The sequence below is a fragment of the Mucilaginibacter terrae genome (genome assembly GCF_042679325.1).
In the GTDB taxonomy this organism is placed as follows: domain Bacteria; phylum Bacteroidota; class Bacteroidia; order Sphingobacteriales; family Sphingobacteriaceae; genus Mucilaginibacter; species Mucilaginibacter terrae.
In genome coordinates, this window is record NZ_JBHTMJ010000005.1 from 49,206 (window position 1) to 64,092 (window position 14,887).

Genomic DNA, 14,887 nt, shown 5'->3' on the forward strand with positions numbered 1-14,887 from the left:
ACTATTTTAGTAGCATACTTAAACCTAAACAAAGAGTATGAATACTGTAAACTTACGCTACCTGGCTCTCACTTTATGCCTCACCGTATTATTTACTTCCTGTAAAAAAGAGCTGTATAATTCAGAAAACAAAACAGGCGTTAAAAAAAACTACGTTAAACTCGAAAAACCTTCTTTTGATGAGTTTTTGACCGTACTGGAAAAGAAATCACCTTCGGGTTTTGCTACCTTTAACAAAGGTAAAAAAACGAAAGGACGGGTTAGTTTAAGTACTGGTGCAGCAGATAAATCCATAGTTTTAGAAACAGACAGCATTAAAAAAATAATTAATGCGCAACATACTACTTTTACTATTCCCCTGAAACTAACTACACCACACGCCGTACAGTTTCAAAATCTGGTTGTTGATATAGAGGGTAATAAGGTTACCTCTTTTATGCTGACCTATTATCCTGATATAGCATTCAGGCAAAGCCACCAGGCAGGGAGACACCCTTATTTCACAGGTAAAATTAAACGTACACCTTTTAATTTAGGCACTGGTTTAGTCAGCAATGGTGTTAAAGCGACCGACGTCAAGGTATTGTCGGGCATGATTTGTACAACCACCCGTTACGTTACCGGTATTATTATTGTGCCCTGCGACGGCGGGCCCAACCACGGGTTATTTGATGAAAACTGCACGGCCGACAATCCTGCCCATTTTGAGTTTACCTACGCCACCTCGCTTGATTGTGATTACATACCCGAAGCTGGCGGCGGTGGTGGTGGTGGCGGCGGCGGTGGTAACCCCCCTCCAACTCCTCCAGTTGCCGAACTGCCCACCTCTACTGTTTCGGGAGAAGTTCCTATTGTGTACCCAAGTTTACCTCCTCAATATACTCCTTGTACCGAAGGAACGAATGATGACCCTAATGGTGGGCCGGCATCGGTACCCACTACACCTTGCGACAACCCTATTCCACCGCAGTCTTACTCCGCTTTAACTACAAACCTCCAGAATGCCCTGAACTTAACTACAGACCAGGCCGACCTGTTGAACGTAAACCCCAACATAGCAGGAAAGATTGCCGAACTGCTGCAGGAAAATGTGCTGCCCAACGGCACCGTAAGCGAAGAACTGAAAGCGCTGATACGCGATAACATTACGGCCATTTTAAACGGAACCGCCGTTAGTGCCGACCCGGCCAACAACAATACCGGCGAAACCGACGATTTTAGCACCGAGAACTACGACTATACCGATTACGGCTCTTACCAGCAAAACGATCCTTGGCCTACGGTTAAAAGCGTGATACCGGCAGATAAGTTTGTAAAATATGATTATAGGAACTGCTTAACTATAGCCAGGGCACAAATTGCAAAAGTGGGGAATTATACGATTTCGGGTTATGATGCTCCGGGACAGACGTTTAAAATAAATACAAAAGACGGTGGAATTGATAAACCGGAAGCGGCGAAGGCGGCCAGTTATATGAAAGCAAAAATAGCTGCTGGTATACCTATAGTGGTGGGCGTGGATTATATGCCTGGTGCGCCTGATAAAAACTATGATGGCAAGACAGACCATTTTGTAGTGATCACCGGTATGGGGACTGATGCTACCGGCCAGTACTTTAGTTTTTTTGACGGGGCAACAGCCTATGCCTGGTACGGAACAAGCTCGCAAAACAAAATATACTATAATGCCGAGCAGGGCATATTCAGAGGCGTAACACAGGTTCCCTTTGACCCGCAACATGATAGTAAAGCCGTTTACCGTAATAGCGCCGGAAAGGTTATTGTTACCATTACACATGTAAGAAAAACCAAGTAGCTATGAAGAACAGATTAATTACCACCTTATATATTTATTTGAAGCAACATAAAAATGTAATAAAACAGATACTATTTTTATGTATTATCTCAGGCTTATTCTGTAACTGCCATCAAACACCGGAGAAGAAAAAAGTACAGCCAGCATATAGCGATATTAAAAAAACTATTACCAACTATTTGTATTGGTACAAAAAGCACGGCACACATCTTGAGACAGTGCCTATCATCTGGGGGTATAATCAGGATACTATCAAAAAGGATAGTGTCCTCAAGGTGCGCATGCCCGCGGTAGAGGTATATTTAAGTAATTTTAAAAAATCAAACCTGGTTTCCGAAAATTTTTTAAACGATTTAAGGGTTATTTACAAAACGGTATCCGACGGTCTGGCCAGGCATCCCGTGAAAGACTATTATGGGCCATTACCAGGGCTACAAGCTGATTTATTATTTGGCTTTGAACCCGAAGAAACCTTTGACCACATTCATGAAGGTAAGTTTACTAACATTTACGTCATGGATGATAAAGCCTTAGTTAAGTTTGTTATTTCAAAATCTAATATATTCATCTTTACTTTGACAAAAACAAAGGGAAAATGGTTGATTGATTCCCAGGGTGATGGTGCATCAGATACACACTATGATTATTCAAAGCTATATCCCTGATTATTAACAATGAACTGGCAACCCTCATGGTATAACGGAACATTTTTGTGGTAGTTAAGGGGATGGGAACCGACGCTACTGGACAATATTTTAATTTTTATGATGGGGCGACAGCCATTATTTGGTATGGGACGAGCTCACAAAATAAATTATATTATAATGCTTCACAAGGCATATTCAGAGGCATAACTTACGCTAATATAAGTTCATTATATCGGGCGCTTTATCGTAACAGTGCCGGCAAAGTTATTTATACCGTTACGCAAGTAAGAAAAACCAAGCAATAATGAAATACATATTGATAATCCTAAGTGGAGTGGGTGCAGCATTTTGTAGCCCTCGGCAGCAAAACTGCAATATTATTCCTTCAAATAACAAAATAATTGACACGGTTATTGTTAGAGTAACTTATGTAGATTTCATGATGTTTGTTCCAAATGATCCTGCTATTCTCTATCTTGAAAAGAAGGGACACTTAAAGGCAAAAGATGTAAAAAGTGCTATACGTTTCATCCCGGAAAATTGTGATAAAGTATATACTTGCCCTTTAAGTGATGCCAGCAAAGTCGCAAGGGAAATTTCAATCAAAGAATCAGGTCAAAAAGTAATAGCTACCTGCGTTATTTTTAGGGATAAATACCTCACTAAAGGTTTGAAACAACCTGTAATAATTGTCACAAAACTTAGAAAAGCTGAATGACAGAAAGCTTTCGAGTTACTGTTTTTGCTGAATATGTGCATGTGTGACCAAGTACTCATATAATAGAGTTTAGTATTCTTATGTTTTATTTCAGGCTTTCTCTGTAGTTGTAACCGCTTTACCGTAACAGCGCTGGCAAAATTATTTATACCGTTACGCAAGTAAGAAAAACCAAGCAATAATGAAAAACACATTGATACTTGTAAGTGGATTGATTGTAGCGCTTTATAGACCTTCGCAACAAAACTGTAGCATTTTTCCTTCAAATAACAAAATAATTGATACAGTTGTGATTAAGGCGACTTATAAAAATTTAACAAGGTTTCTCCCTAATGACCCTGCTATTCTATATCTCGAGAAAAAGGGGCATTTAAGGTCAAAGGACGTAAGAAGCACTATACATTTTATACCTGATGATTGTAATAAAATATATCGTTGTACTTTAAGCGATAACAGTCAAATTGCAAAAAAAATTATATACGGAGATTTAGATCAAAAAATAATTGTTACTTGTGTCGTTTTTCGTTATAAAGCGCTCGCCGATGTACGTAATCCGCCTCTGATTATCGTAACAAAAGTTAGAAAGGCTGAATGATTATGAAGTTTTTGAGTACTCTGCTATCCGTAGACCTCCTGTCTACGGACATTTGTGCCTGTAGTCTTTGACTATCATTTTGTAGTGGTTACTGGCATGAGCAGCGATACCAATGTCCAACATTTTACCCCCTCGCTCCCGCAAGCGTCCCGCTTGTGGAGTAAGTATTGGAGTTTAAGTATATAAAGCCACAAGCGGGACACTTGCGGGAGCTAAGAGATACTTAGTGACCGAACGGTCCATCTGATAGTTTTATAAGTTCAGACTCCTTCAACCCCATTAAGCCTCCCTTCCGTGTCTTCACAAGACCCTTGATTTCAATTTGCTTCTTCAACTTAGGGCTTTCGATTGTTAAACCAATTTCCGATCGATAGCTTTCATCAAGTGTAAACGATTGATCGTATATCTTATAAGTAAAACCTTCATTGGTAAACTCAACCTGGCTAATCTCTGTTCCTGCATTTGGATAGCCACCGTACCGAACGTAGTAGAATCGTTTGAACTTGTTGAAGCTGTTAATAGTATCTTTAGGATATTCAAACTCGATATACTTAGAAGTTCCGTATCGGTAGATAATGTACTTATTTGCAGTATCTAAAGCTAACATGAGTGTCTTACCGCTTGCTGTCTTGAAACTATACAATGTAGTTTCATTACTCTTCAAATAAATACTTTGAGCAAGCGTGCCAGAGCCAAGTGATAGTAGCACTACTACAATTATGTATCTGAATGATCGTGACATCTTAAACTAAAGGTAAGCAAAGTACCTCAATTCAGAATTATTAAGATTTTATGTTTTATAGAGGGCGTTAAAAGTTTGAAGTGAGTGGAAAAATGTTCAACAAAATTGTATCTTGTGAGTATTAACTGGCCCCCTCGCTCCCGCAAGCGTCCCGCTTGTGGTAATAAGCATTGGAGCCACAAGCGGGACGCTTGCGGGAGCTAAGAGCCTCTTGATTGAGACGATCATTATGACAGGCAAAGGCTGCAAATTTTTGAGGGTACTGCAAATCGCTGGCTTTGTAGTAGGTGATTTTTGATTTACTAAAACGCATGATTTGCATGTTACTTCCTGTTATGCCAGTATATATAAAATCTGTTTTATCGAAGTAGAAAAAATAGCAGGCTACATTTTTAAAGCTCTCATTAAAGTTAATTTGAATATTACTTCCGCTAATCACTAACCCGTTTTGTTCCATACTACGGAATGCAACTCGGTCAATGGAGTGTTGCAACGAGTCCAAAAACAATACGATTAAGGCGGTATGATAACCTGCATCCCTGGCCTTATCAACTAAGTCTTTGTAGCTATCGTCATTAAAAACAGTTTCCAGTATAATGCTTTTGCCTTGTTTAAGTGCCTGTGAAAAAATTTCTTTCGACCGGCCCTTGTAAACATCGGTCATAATAATTTCAAATCCTTCCAAATTATTGATCCGGGTTCGAATAAAACTGGACTTACCGGCAGCATTGCATCCCACAACAAAGAGTAGTTCTGGCTTAGCCATTAGGGTAGTATTTGCTTAATAATCGTATCTTTTATTTCAACGGGGATATCGTTTTCATCCATGATAATTTCAACGCTTACTAAATACACTTCCCCTGTAGGTAGTTCTTTATGATAATATTCCCCATCACCTTCGTACTTGGCATAAAACGGATTACCTAATTCAAAAGCCCGTTGCTTACCCAGTTCATGAATGTTATTAATGTTAGTTAATAAGAGGTCTACTATACCCGATTGTTCCATGAATGCAAGATAGCTAATTCAGTGTTTGAATTTAGTTTATTTTCAAGCAACCGGTTGGCGATACTACTAACTTATGCAAAGCTTTATTCATCTACTGTGATATTTTGCAACACCCGTATCACTAATGGTCCTACTAACAAAGCAACCGGAATGCCCACGGCTATACTTAGCATAGCTGATTTTAGCCATGCCATGAAAAATACACGAGTAAGACCAACATAGATCAATGTCATCACAAAACTCATGATCAGGCCCATAAAAAAACCCATGGTTACAGAAATGATAACCGGCAAATACCGCCTCTTAATTTTATACATGGAGTTTAAATATTTAACAAGTTAAAAATAATTTTTTCCTGCTGGCTTAATCCTGCTTTCTGTTTCTCCCGCTGTCCGTAGTTATAGTTTAAGGACTACTCTGCCTGTAGTCTTTGACTACAATACCGGAAAATAATTGTTCTCTATATGATCGTGCCTTTGGGAGGGCAATTTGAGGAAATTTAAAATTTCCGTTATTATCACCACAAGTTGGAAACCCCGCTTTCCGTAGACTTCCGTCTACAAACTACTATGCTTGTAGTGTATTGACTATAGGCTAACTACCCAAGCTCTAAACATGTTCATCATATAAATTACACCTTAGTTATATGAAAACGTTAGCTCTGGTTCCCCTTGAATAACTTATGCACCATATACGCTTTTCATGTGCTCCACCGAATCGGTGATCAGTTCCTTCAATACCTCTTCTTCTACATCGGCCAGTTTTTTAATGTAGATGCAGGCTTTGCCCTGCTTATGTTTTCCAAAGCTTTGCAGCAGTTCTTCCCTTCGTGCAAAATCGGGATCCATATACAACACCAGCGCGTTCGCCCTGGGCGAAAAACCGATCAAAGGCGCATCGCCCTCGTGGCCGCTATCATATTGATAATGATAGCGGCCAAAACCTACAATGGCGCTACCCCACATTTTGGCCGGCAAACCGGTTTGAGTGGTAATAAGTTCTACTAAATGGTAGCAATCGTTACGCTTAACGGTATCGGCAACTTTATTTATAAAATCGGCAACACTGCCTTCAGTTTCGGTGGTCTTATTTTTGGGCATAGCTGGTAAGTTCAATAATTAAATATACGGTTTAACTGATTTTTTTTTCAAAATTCTATTAATAGCTGTGTTCCATTATTTATGGCAACGGCTATTTTGCCCGTGCCTTCCCGGTTGGTAAATAAGCAAATTTTACACTTTAATATTTAACACTTACTAATAAAAAACACACATAATAAAACAAAAACTATAATTTATCATAGTTTCAGGCTCATTTGTTGTAATTTTCCACCCCGAAAATTAATTGAGTACAATTAATTATATTATTTTTATAAAATTACGGAATGTATTGGTACGAGGATGAGGTGAAACACCTGGAAAGGGAAAGCTTAAAGTTAGGATATGAACCCGAGACGATCTTTTACGGCAGTTCGAGCATACGCATGTGGACCAGCCTTCATAAAGATTTTAGTGAATTTAAGCCTATTAACATGGGATTTGGTGGCTCTACCCTGGCTGCCTGTGTTTGGTTTTTCGATAGGTTGATGATGCCTTATAATCCTAAGCGGTTAATAATTTATGCAGGTGATAACGATTTGGGTGATGGCCGCCGACCCGAAGAAGTTTTTTTGTTTTTTCAGGACCTGATAGTTAAAGTGCGCGAACGTTTTGGTGATATTCCGTGTTATTACCTATCATTAAAACCAAGTCCTGCCCGCTGGGCAATGGCCGACCAGTTTAGGTATGCCAATAATTTAATTGAAAGCGAAATTATTAAGCAGGAAAATAACTGGCGCTTTATTAATATTTTTAAAACAATGTTAAATGCCAACGGCCAGCCCGAAAGTTCGTATTATATTAGCGACGGCCTCCATTTAAGCCCTAAAGGTTACGAGTTATGGCGCGAGGCCATTAGTAAAAGCTTAACGGCATAACTTTAACACCTGCACAATGTGCAGGTAATATACATTACTGATATTTCCAAATATTATAAGGCAATAATCCTGATGGAAAGAGCATATCATAAATGGTTTAGCACTGAGTTGCAACGCGACATGGAACTGCTGGTATTTGGCCATACCGGGCAAGCTGTGTTGTTTTTTCCAACCCGTATGGCCCGCTTTTTTGATTATGAGAACTGGGGTGTAGTTGCCGGTTTAAGAGAGCGCCTCAACAAAAATCAAATTCAACTTTTTTGTGTAGATAGCATTGATGCGGAAAGCTTTTATAATAAAAACGCAGAACCGGCAGAACGCATTAACAGGCATTTGCAATACGAAGCCTACATACTCAAAGAGGTGGTTCCGTTTATGTTAAAGCAAAACGCTAATGCCAGTTTAGTGGTTGCTGGCTGTAGTATGGGTGCGTTTCACGCTATAAATTTGGCATTAAGGCATCCTGCTGTATTTAAAAAGGTAGTTGCCATGAGTGGCAGGTACGATCTTACCATTCAGCTGGAAAATTACGACGACCTGTTTGACGGTTTCAGGAACCGGGAAATATTTTTAAATACCCCACAGCATTTTATGGCCGAAATGGAAGACGAGCATTTGTTAGCACTCATCCGGCAAATTGATATTACTATTGCCATAGGAGCCGAAGACCCTTTTTACCCGTTTAATATTATGTTTGGAGAGATACTGACCAAAAAGAGCATACCACACAAACTATACACCTGGGAAGGGAACGCCCACCTCCCACGCTTTTGGCGGCAAATGGTACAGTTATACTTATAAAAACTTATTCAAAGGAATTAATTAACCTTTTATAATAGTCGTAAATTACGCTTCTTTATCCACAATTACTTGTGTGTAGCCGCTACCAATTCTGAACAAAGCATATCATTTAAACTCTGGCCACTTTAAACGTATGTTAATTTTTCAGCCCTATAAGGTAACTACAATAAGCACATCAGGCGAAATTTTGACACATCTACTGAAATTATTACATTTTCAACTGCGGGTTATCCCGAAATTTTGTCAGTAAAACCCACTATTTGCTATTTGGCACCCGGGTTGTTTATGCAATATATCAGTTAATTAATTTATAGTTCATTCATTTAAAAAATTTAGGAGGAACAAACTATGAGTATGGTTAAATGGAACACCGAAAAAAACAACAATGCGTTAGTGCCAGGCTTTAACGACATTTTGGAAAACTTATTTAACGATTCTTTTGTGGCTGACCGTATGGTATCGCGGGTACCGGCGGTAAACATTAGCGAAACGCCTGAAGCCTACCACATTGAACTGGCCGCACCAGGCTTAAAAAAACAGGACTTTAAACTTTCTACCGAGCGTAACCTGCTAACCGTATCGGTTGAGCAAAGGGCCGAAAACACCGAAACCCAAAAACGGTATAACAAACGCGAGTTTAGCTACAGCTCATTTGTACGCTCGTTTACCCTGCCCGATACTGCCGACGATAGCCGTATTGAAGCAGTTTACAATGATGGTGTACTGCAAATTGATGTAGCTAAAAAAGAAGAGGCTAAAATGGTAAGCCGCCAGATAGAAATTAAATAAGTTGTTTTTATATTCTTCTATTGCCAAAAGGCCCTTGTTTTTGCAGGGGCCTTTTGATTTTTATATGGTAGTAGTTAAAATTTGATCCGACATTTAACAGTATCGTATGCTGCAACTTACCAACTGCATACTAACTCACTAACTAACAGGCATACTACAATTTCATTTTCTTCTCCCCTTGATTTACGTTCTTTATAAATTTAATGAGGCCTGCCATATAGGTCTGTTGGTCATCATACATACTCATGTGGCTGCCATTAGGGCAATACAGGTAGCTGCCATTTGCAAACTGGGTAGCCATCCATTGCATGTGTTTGGGGTCCATGGTATCATACTGCGCGCCAATGCTTAACGCCGGAACTGTTATTTTAGGCAGGTCGGCTTTACGGTTCCACGTTAACAGTTTTCCCGAAATGCCGAACTCACTGGGGCCTTGCATAGTTACATAAAGAGAATTGTTCATTTTACTAAATGACCGGTTAACCGGCTCGGGCCATTTATCAAGCGGTACACGGCAAATGTGCTTCGCATAAAAGTTTGGCATCAGCAGTTGCATATACTCAGGGTTCTCAAAATCGCCCTTAGCTTCAATAGCCTGTATTTTAGCCAGTACATTAGGGTCCAATTGCTTGGCCAAAACCTCATTGGCGTACTTGCCATAATCGGGGCAGCTGGCCATCATATTCGAAATTACCAATCCCTTTAAATGCTGCTGATACTTTAAAGCATACTCCAAAGCCAATATGCCGCCCCACGAATGTCCAAGCAGGTAAAAATTATCCTTATCAAGCTTTAGAGCCTGGCGTACCTGCTCCACCTCTTCCACGTAACGCGGCAGGCTCCACATGCTGCTGTCATTAGGGTTATCCGAATTACCGCAGCCTAACTGGTCGTAATAAATCAGCTCTATACCCTCGGCAGGTAAAAAGCTTTCCATACATTCAAAATACTCATGCGTAGCACCCGGGCCGCCATTAAGCAACAGCAATTTCATTTTTGGATTGTTGCCTATTTTTTTTGTCCATACATTAAATTTACCTTTAGGGGTGTTGATAGAAACGACCTGAACACCGCCGGTTTTAACACCCGTGGTGGTATCTTTAAAGTATGATGACAGATCAGTACCTGAACTGTGCTGCTGGTTACTGTTACAAGCGCTTAGCCAGGTAATGGCTATTAACATTAAGAATTTAATCAAGTTTTTTGCGGCCATTTTAGTATAGATTGAAACACTAATATATTATTATTAGCCGATTGTGTACTTGCATTAAATAAGTATTTTAACCTAATGAAAGCCACTGCAAGCAGGTACTACAAATTTCTTTTTTTATGGTGTATGCTTTGCGGTTGCGCTACGCAAATGCCTAAAGAAACCGGCACCTTTAAACCAACCGACCTGGTAGAACTCATTAAAGTAGATTCAACCCTCAAACTCGACATCCGTTATGCTACCGCCAATAATTTAGCTGGCCGGCCGGTGTACCGACAAGCGCGTGCCTTTTTGCAGTATCATGCCGCTATGGCCGTAGCAAAGGTAAACCAAGAACTTAAACCTTTAGGATATGGCTTAATGATTTTTGACGGATACCGGCCATGGAGCGTAACTAAATTGTTTTGGGATATCACTTTGGCCGAAAACCGGAAATTTGTAGCCGATCCCCGAAAAGGATCACGCCATAACCGAGGCTGCGCGGTAGATTTGACTTTGTATGACTTAAAAACCGGCAAGGAAGTGGAAATGACCGGTGCTTATGACGAAATGAGCGAGCGCTCGTACCCTAATTATACCGGAGGTAGCCTACAACAACGCCAGATGCGCGACTTGCTTCGCAGCAAAATGGAAGCGCACGGCTTTACCGTTTATAATGTAGAATGGTGGCACTTTGACTTTAAGGATTGGAAACAATACAGAATAGGGAATGTACAGTTTAGCGAAATTAAGTAAAATGAAAAAAAGCTATTTCAACTTATTTAAAGATTTAACATCCGTTATATCTTGATTTCGACCACTTGCCTTTTTATTCTTGATCAAATCATCCAAACCAATATAATTAACAGGCATGCCGTCAACATCAATAACTAATTTGTTTGGATAAGCTTCCCGAAAATTTACACCATCAATCTCATTCAATATATCTATACGTAGAGGTGGATAGCCTATCTGAGTGATGGTGCCTTCTTCTAAAAAATCCGATTTGGATAACCTTAAAGAAGCCATACCAAAATCAGCTAAAACTATGCACATTTTCTCTGCGTTGCTCTCTGACGTTTCAATCCAAATATCAAGATCACCAGTATGTCTGGGCTTACCATGAAATGCCAACGCATAGCCTCCAACAACCATGTAGGCTACATCATGTTTGTTGAGCAAGCTCACAAAATCTTCAAAGTCCTGATCTAATGTCATGAATGCAGTTTGCGTTTAACAACATAAGTTTTATCCATTCGCTGGCCGGGTTGCAGGTGCATAGTAATTAGCCGGGTAACTGCAGCAATACGCTCTTGCGGAGGGCGTGAAAGCCAGTAGGTCATGTCCTCCAGGTCTTCATCAATTTCCTTAAGTTTTGCTCTTCTGACTACCGGTACAATTCTTGTTTTCATGCTACAGCTAAATATACAGGTTACTTTAATCTTTTCAATCAAATAGTTGATTAGTTACTAAACAAAAAAGGCATGATCTTTTGAATCATGCCTCTTGTCTTTATAGTTGATGCTTACTACTAAGTACTCAATATTAATACCTGTAATACTCCGGTTTAAACGGACCTTCAACGGTTACGCCAATATACTCGGCTTGGTAGGTGTCCAGCTCTTCCAGTTCCACTCCTATTTTAGCTAAGTGTAAACGGGCAACTTTTTCATCCAGTTGCTTAGGCAAAGTATAAACCTTGTTTTCGTAGGCACCGGCGTTGTTCCACAATTCCAATTGCGCTAATGTTTGGTTAGTGAACGAGGCAGACATTACAAAGCTCGGATGACCGGTTGCACAACCTAAATTAACCAAACGGCCTTCAGCTAATACAATTACGTCTTTACCTTCAATCGTATATTTATCAACCTGCGGTTTTATTTCAATTTTGCTATCGCCATAAGTGCCGTTTAACCAGGCCATATCAATCTCATTATCGAAGTGACCGATGTTACAAACGATGGCTTTGTCTTTCAAGGCACGGAAATGCTCTTCGCGAACGATGTTGCAGTTGCCGGTAGCCGTTACCACAATGTCGGCCTCAGCTATAGCGGTAGTCAATTTCTTAACTTCAAAACCTTCCATAGCAGCTTGCAGCGCACAAATCGGGTCAATTTCGGTAACAATTACACGAACACCGGCGTTACGCAATGAATCGGCCGAACCTTTACCTACATCGCCATAACCGCAAACCACGGCTACTTTACCAGCCATCATTACATCGGTAGCACGACGGATAGCGTCAACTAATGATTCGCGGCAACCGTATTTATTATCGAATTTCGATTTGGTAACCGAGTCATTAACGTTGATAGCCGGCATAGGAAGGGTGCCATTTTTAACACGCTCGTATAAACGGTGTACGCCGGTGGTAGTTTCTTCCGACAGACCTTTAATAGCGGCTATCAGTTCAGGATATTGATCTAACACCATATTGGTTAAATCGCCACCATCATCCAAAATCATATTTAACGGCTTGCGCTCTTCGCCAAAAAATAAAGTTTGCTCAATACACCAGTTAAATTCCTCCTCGTTCAAGCCTTTCCAGGCGTAAACCTGAATACCAGCAGCAGCAATAGCGGCAGCGGCATGATCCTGAGTTGAAAATATATTACAAGACGACCAAGTAACTTCAGCGCCCAGTTCAACTAAAGTTTCAATTAAAACGGCGGTTTGAATGGTCATGTGCAAGCAACCGGCAATGCGGGCACCTGCCAATGGTTTCGATGCGCCAAACTCTTCGCGAAGTGCCATTAAACCTGGCATTTCGGCTTCGGCCAATCCTATTTCTTTGCGGCCCCACTCAGCAAGTGATAAGTCTTTTACCTTGTATTTTACGTAGGCGGTTTCTACTGTTGACATACTATTGAATTTTGAATTGCAAAAGTAGTTAATGCCCGTGAGTTAAACAAGCTATAACTATCGGGCATAGCAACTACGGCAAATAAAGTACAATATTGTACTAATTATGATTATGAGTTGACAATTTGGCCTAATAAACTACCTACACGAGCACAGCAATTGCCCACAATTATTTATGGATCGGTACATTCAATTCAAGCTCAAATACCGCTTAGGGTTAACCGCCTTGCCGTTGCGGCGCACTTCGTAGTGCAGGTGCGGACCTGTGGAACGGCCGGTTGAACCTACTTTTCCTATTAACTGACCAACCATAACCTGCTGACCTTCGCGCACGGTAATGCGCGACAGGTGACCATACCAGGTTTCGAGGTTACTGCTATGGCGAATGCGTACGCAGTTGCCATAACCGCCTGACCTGCCGGCAAATACTACTTTACCTGTGGCAGTACAGTTAACAGGGTCTCCTTTTTTGCCTCTGAAATCTAAACCGGGGTGAAACTCGCCGCCCTCGTTACTGAAAGGATTGCTGCGGCTGCCAAAATAGGAGGTCAGGTCGCTTACACGCGGGTAACCCATTGGCATTTCGGCAATGTTGTCAACTAACTTATCAAGATAGCGGTTGTACTTGCTGTATAAGTTTACATAGCCCCCTTTTTCGTTAGCTTTTTTGGCGGCGGCTTTACTTACTTTAAAAGAGATACCCCGCAGTCCGCGCTTGCTGAGGTAGGTATTTATTTTTCCAAGTTTGTTTTGAATGCCTTCAATATAAGTAAGGGCTTTGTTACTTGTACTATCGTTAGAAGAGGTTATCAGATCGAGCCTGGCTTCTTTATCGCTGATCTGGTTTTGCAAGGCGGCTAACTGTGCGCTTAAACGGTTGTTTTCGGCAATTTGTGCCTGGCTATGCTGCCTTAACTGAAAAATGGTGACCAGCAAGGCTACGATCATGGCGAAACAAACCGCTGTAATGGCTTTTATTCGTGTTAAATAGAATGCTTTAACCTGTTTTGCCCGTGTGCTGAAATTACGTTTATCTAAAATAGCTACTTTACTCAAATTGGTATATTTTAAGTTCATTCAATAGTTTAAAAAAGATCAATAATATAAGGGACAACAAAATAAGTATTCCGTAGCAATAACGCAAACTAATCTTTATTTTGTTATAGCCAAAACGTCAGCTTAATGTTAATATTTTAATGCACCTATTTTTTTCAACTTGGTTTGAGTATTTTTGTAATTGACAATTTTAATATAACTACAATGTATCCAGAATATTTAGTGGCTCCAATGCGGGCCGATTTAACCGGTGCCGGTTTCCAGGAACTAAAAGATGCCGATGAAGTAAAAAACGCGGTAGAAAGCGAAGGTACGGTGTTTGTTGTGGTAAATTCGGTTTGCGGTTGCGCTGCAGCTATGGCTCGTCCGGCTGCTAAGTTAGCTGCCCAAAACGCTAAACGCCCTAACAAAATGGTAACCGTTTTTGCCGGTATGGAAGCCGATGCTGTTAACGAAGCACGTCGTTATATGCTGCCTTACCCTCCATCATCGCCTGCTATGGCTTTGTTTAAAGATGGTAAACTGGTACACATTATCGAGCGTCACCAAATTGAAGGTCGTCCGGCACAAATGATTGCCGACAACCTGATCGATGCTTTTGATCAATACTGCTAAGCCCCTCCCCAACCCTCCCCGGGAGGGAGGGCTTTGAAAATATCTTCACTCCGATTTTTATACTTTACGTTATA

19 protein-coding genes are annotated in these 14,887 nt (G+C 40.6%); 9 read left to right on the top strand and 10 right to left on the bottom strand.

From position 1 onward, the window contains the following. The first annotated feature begins 37 nt into the window (after positions 1–37). The 4 genes from ACFQ3S_RS05755 to ACFQ3S_RS05770 all read left to right on the top strand — a co-directional run bounded on the left by ACFQ3S_RS05755 (position 38) and on the right by ACFQ3S_RS05770 (position 3,776). Positions 38–1,816, top strand: coding sequence for a hypothetical protein (locus ACFQ3S_RS05755; protein WP_377162198.1), 1,779 nt, complete (start codon positions 38–40; stop codon positions 1,814–1,816). Positions 1,817–1,818: 2 nt separating this feature from the next. Further along, positions 1,819–2,481 (top strand): hypothetical protein, encoded by a 663-nt coding sequence (locus ACFQ3S_RS05760; RefSeq protein WP_377162200.1) that lies wholly within the window; start codon positions 1,819–1,821, stop codon positions 2,479–2,481. A gap of 286 nt (positions 2,482–2,767) precedes the next feature. Next, on the top strand, positions 2,768–3,181 hold the full coding sequence (locus tag ACFQ3S_RS05765) for a hypothetical protein (protein ID WP_377162202.1): 414 nt from the start codon (positions 2,768–2,770) through the stop codon (positions 3,179–3,181). A gap of 181 nt (positions 3,182–3,362) precedes the next feature. After that, on the top strand, positions 3,363–3,776 hold the full coding sequence (locus ACFQ3S_RS05770) for a hypothetical protein (RefSeq protein WP_377162204.1): 414 nt from the start codon (positions 3,363–3,365) through the stop codon (positions 3,774–3,776). A 223-nt stretch (positions 3,777–3,999) separates the two neighbouring features. Here ACFQ3S_RS05770 and ACFQ3S_RS05775 read toward each other — a convergent pair whose 3' ends face one another. From ACFQ3S_RS05775 to ACFQ3S_RS05795, 5 genes are all read right to left on the bottom strand, one after another. Then, complete coding sequence (locus tag ACFQ3S_RS05775) at positions 4,000–4,383, bottom strand: hypothetical protein (RefSeq protein WP_377162206.1); 384 nt, start codon at positions 4,381–4,383, stop codon at positions 4,000–4,002. A 256-nt stretch (positions 4,384–4,639) separates the two neighbouring features. Then, the gene (locus ACFQ3S_RS05780) at positions 4,640–5,284 is read right to left on the bottom strand and encodes a zeta toxin family protein (protein ID WP_377162208.1); all 645 of its coding nucleotides are present in this window, start codon (positions 5,282–5,284) and stop codon (positions 4,640–4,642) included. Further along, positions 5,284–5,526, bottom strand: a complete 243-nt coding sequence (locus tag ACFQ3S_RS05785; RefSeq protein WP_377162210.1) for a hypothetical protein — start codon at positions 5,524–5,526, stop codon at positions 5,284–5,286. The genes ACFQ3S_RS05780 and ACFQ3S_RS05785 overlap by 1 nt, the downstream gene beginning before the upstream one ends. Positions 5,527–5,609: 83 nt before the next feature. Next, entirely contained in the window at positions 5,610–5,843 is a 234-nt protein-coding gene (locus ACFQ3S_RS05790; RefSeq protein WP_377162212.1) for a DUF2798 domain-containing protein, read from the bottom strand. A 363-nt stretch (positions 5,844–6,206) separates the two neighbouring features. Continuing rightward, a complete protein-coding gene (locus ACFQ3S_RS05795) occupies positions 6,207–6,626 on the bottom strand; it encodes a DUF1801 domain-containing protein (protein WP_377162214.1) in 420 nt (139 codons plus the stop codon). Positions 6,627–6,910: 284 nt separating this feature from the next. On the opposite strand from ACFQ3S_RS05795, the gene ACFQ3S_RS05800 reads away from it, so the two are divergent. From ACFQ3S_RS05800 to ACFQ3S_RS05810, 3 genes are all read left to right on the top strand, one after another. Next, positions 6,911–7,501 carry a GDSL-type esterase/lipase family protein gene (locus ACFQ3S_RS05800; protein WP_377162216.1) on the top strand — a complete coding sequence of 197 codons (591 nt, stop codon included), beginning with the start codon at positions 6,911–6,913 and terminating at the stop codon, positions 7,499–7,501. A gap of 72 nt (positions 7,502–7,573) precedes the next feature. Further along, the gene (locus ACFQ3S_RS05805; RefSeq protein WP_377162218.1) at positions 7,574–8,302 is read left to right on the top strand and encodes an esterase family protein; all 729 of its coding nucleotides are present in this window, start codon (positions 7,574–7,576) and stop codon (positions 8,300–8,302) included. A gap of 348 nt (positions 8,303–8,650) precedes the next feature. After that, on the top strand, positions 8,651–9,091 hold the full coding sequence (locus ACFQ3S_RS05810; RefSeq protein WP_377162220.1) for an Hsp20/alpha crystallin family protein: 441 nt from the start codon (positions 8,651–8,653) through the stop codon (positions 9,089–9,091). Positions 9,092–9,245: 154 nt separating this feature from the next. On the opposite strand, the gene ACFQ3S_RS05815 is transcribed toward ACFQ3S_RS05810, so the two are convergent. After that, complete coding sequence (locus ACFQ3S_RS05815) at positions 9,246–10,304, bottom strand: proline iminopeptidase-family hydrolase (protein WP_377162222.1); 1,059 nt, start codon at positions 10,302–10,304, stop codon at positions 9,246–9,248. Positions 10,305–10,379: 75 nt separating this feature from the next. Here ACFQ3S_RS05815 and ACFQ3S_RS05820 point away from each other — a divergent pair, with 75 nt between their 5' ends. Continuing rightward, positions 10,380–11,036: a M15 family metallopeptidase gene (locus tag ACFQ3S_RS05820; RefSeq protein WP_377162225.1), complete on the top strand. Its 657-nt coding sequence runs from the start codon at positions 10,380–10,382 to the stop codon at positions 11,034–11,036. Between the two features lie 12 nt (positions 11,037–11,048). On the opposite strand, the gene ACFQ3S_RS05825 is transcribed toward ACFQ3S_RS05820, so the two are convergent. The 4 genes from ACFQ3S_RS05825 to ACFQ3S_RS05840 form a co-directional block, all read right to left on the bottom strand. Then, a complete protein-coding gene (locus ACFQ3S_RS05825) occupies positions 11,049–11,498 on the bottom strand; it encodes a DUF6036 family nucleotidyltransferase (protein WP_377162227.1) in 450 nt (149 codons plus the stop codon). Then, complete coding sequence (locus ACFQ3S_RS05830) at positions 11,495–11,692, bottom strand: hypothetical protein (RefSeq protein WP_377162229.1); 198 nt, start codon at positions 11,690–11,692, stop codon at positions 11,495–11,497. Before ACFQ3S_RS05830 ends, ACFQ3S_RS05825 begins: the two co-directional genes overlap by 4 nt. 133 nt (positions 11,693–11,825) lie before the next feature. Continuing rightward, positions 11,826–13,142 carry an adenosylhomocysteinase gene (gene ahcY, locus ACFQ3S_RS05835; RefSeq protein WP_377162231.1) on the bottom strand — a complete coding sequence of 439 codons (1,317 nt, stop codon included), beginning with the start codon at positions 13,140–13,142 and terminating at the stop codon, positions 11,826–11,828. A 189-nt stretch (positions 13,143–13,331) separates the two neighbouring features. Continuing rightward, entirely contained in the window at positions 13,332–14,219 is an 888-nt protein-coding gene (locus ACFQ3S_RS05840) for a peptidoglycan DD-metalloendopeptidase family protein (RefSeq protein WP_377162233.1), read from the bottom strand. 183 nt (positions 14,220–14,402) lie between these two features. Here ACFQ3S_RS05840 and ACFQ3S_RS05845 point away from each other — a divergent pair, with 183 nt between their 5' ends. After that, complete coding sequence (locus ACFQ3S_RS05845; RefSeq protein WP_377162235.1) at positions 14,403–14,813, top strand: BrxA/BrxB family bacilliredoxin; 411 nt, start codon at positions 14,403–14,405, stop codon at positions 14,811–14,813. Positions 14,814–14,887 lie beyond the last annotated feature (74 nt).

What these genes read in the sequence shown, in the direction of transcription:
- ACFQ3S_RS05765 (WP_377162202.1), top strand. Translation starts at nt 2,768, where the DNA reads ATGAAATACATATTGATAATCCTAAGTGGAGTGGGTGCAGCATTTTGT.
- ACFQ3S_RS05760 (WP_377162200.1), top strand. Translation starts at nt 1,819, where the DNA reads ATGAAGAACAGATTAATTACCACCTTATATATTTATTTGAAGCAACAT.
- ACFQ3S_RS05810 (WP_377162220.1), top strand. Translation starts at nt 8,651, where the DNA reads ATGAGTATGGTTAAATGGAACACCGAAAAAAACAACAATGCGTTAGTG.
- ACFQ3S_RS05795 (WP_377162214.1), bottom strand. Translation starts at nt 6,626, where the DNA reads ATGCCCAAAAATAAGACCACCGAAACTGAAGGCAGTGTTGCCGATTTT.
- ahcY (WP_377162231.1), bottom strand. Translation starts at nt 13,142, where the DNA reads ATGTCAACAGTAGAAACCGCCTACGTAAAATACAAGGTAAAAGACTTA.
- ACFQ3S_RS05780 (WP_377162208.1), bottom strand. Translation starts at nt 5,284, where the DNA reads ATGGCTAAGCCAGAACTACTCTTTGTTGTGGGATGCAATGCTGCCGGT.
- ACFQ3S_RS05820 (WP_377162225.1), top strand. Translation starts at nt 10,380, where the DNA reads ATGAAAGCCACTGCAAGCAGGTACTACAAATTTCTTTTTTTATGGTGT.
- ACFQ3S_RS05830 (WP_377162229.1), bottom strand. Translation starts at nt 11,692, where the DNA reads ATGAAAACAAGAATTGTACCGGTAGTCAGAAGAGCAAAACTTAAGGAA.
- ACFQ3S_RS05755 (WP_377162198.1), top strand. Translation starts at nt 38, where the DNA reads ATGAATACTGTAAACTTACGCTACCTGGCTCTCACTTTATGCCTCACC.
- ACFQ3S_RS05805 (WP_377162218.1), top strand. Translation starts at nt 7,574, where the DNA reads ATGGAAAGAGCATATCATAAATGGTTTAGCACTGAGTTGCAACGCGAC.
- ACFQ3S_RS05775 (WP_377162206.1), bottom strand. Translation starts at nt 4,383, where the DNA reads ATGTTAGCTTTAGATACTGCAAATAAGTACATTATCTACCGATACGGA.
- ACFQ3S_RS05815 (WP_377162222.1), bottom strand. Translation starts at nt 10,304, where the DNA reads ATGGCCGCAAAAAACTTGATTAAATTCTTAATGTTAATAGCCATTACC.
- ACFQ3S_RS05800 (WP_377162216.1), top strand. Translation starts at nt 6,911, where the DNA reads ATGTATTGGTACGAGGATGAGGTGAAACACCTGGAAAGGGAAAGCTTA.
- ACFQ3S_RS05840 (WP_377162233.1), bottom strand. Translation starts at nt 14,219, where the DNA reads ATGAACTTAAAATATACCAATTTGAGTAAAGTAGCTATTTTAGATAAA.
- ACFQ3S_RS05785 (WP_377162210.1), bottom strand. Translation starts at nt 5,526, where the DNA reads ATGGAACAATCGGGTATAGTAGACCTCTTATTAACTAACATTAATAAC.
- ACFQ3S_RS05770 (WP_377162204.1), top strand. Translation starts at nt 3,363, where the DNA reads ATGAAAAACACATTGATACTTGTAAGTGGATTGATTGTAGCGCTTTAT.
- ACFQ3S_RS05845 (WP_377162235.1), top strand. Translation starts at nt 14,403, where the DNA reads ATGTATCCAGAATATTTAGTGGCTCCAATGCGGGCCGATTTAACCGGT.
- ACFQ3S_RS05790 (WP_377162212.1), bottom strand. Translation starts at nt 5,843, where the DNA reads ATGTATAAAATTAAGAGGCGGTATTTGCCGGTTATCATTTCTGTAACC.
- ACFQ3S_RS05825 (WP_377162227.1), bottom strand. Translation starts at nt 11,498, where the DNA reads ATGACATTAGATCAGGACTTTGAAGATTTTGTGAGCTTGCTCAACAAA.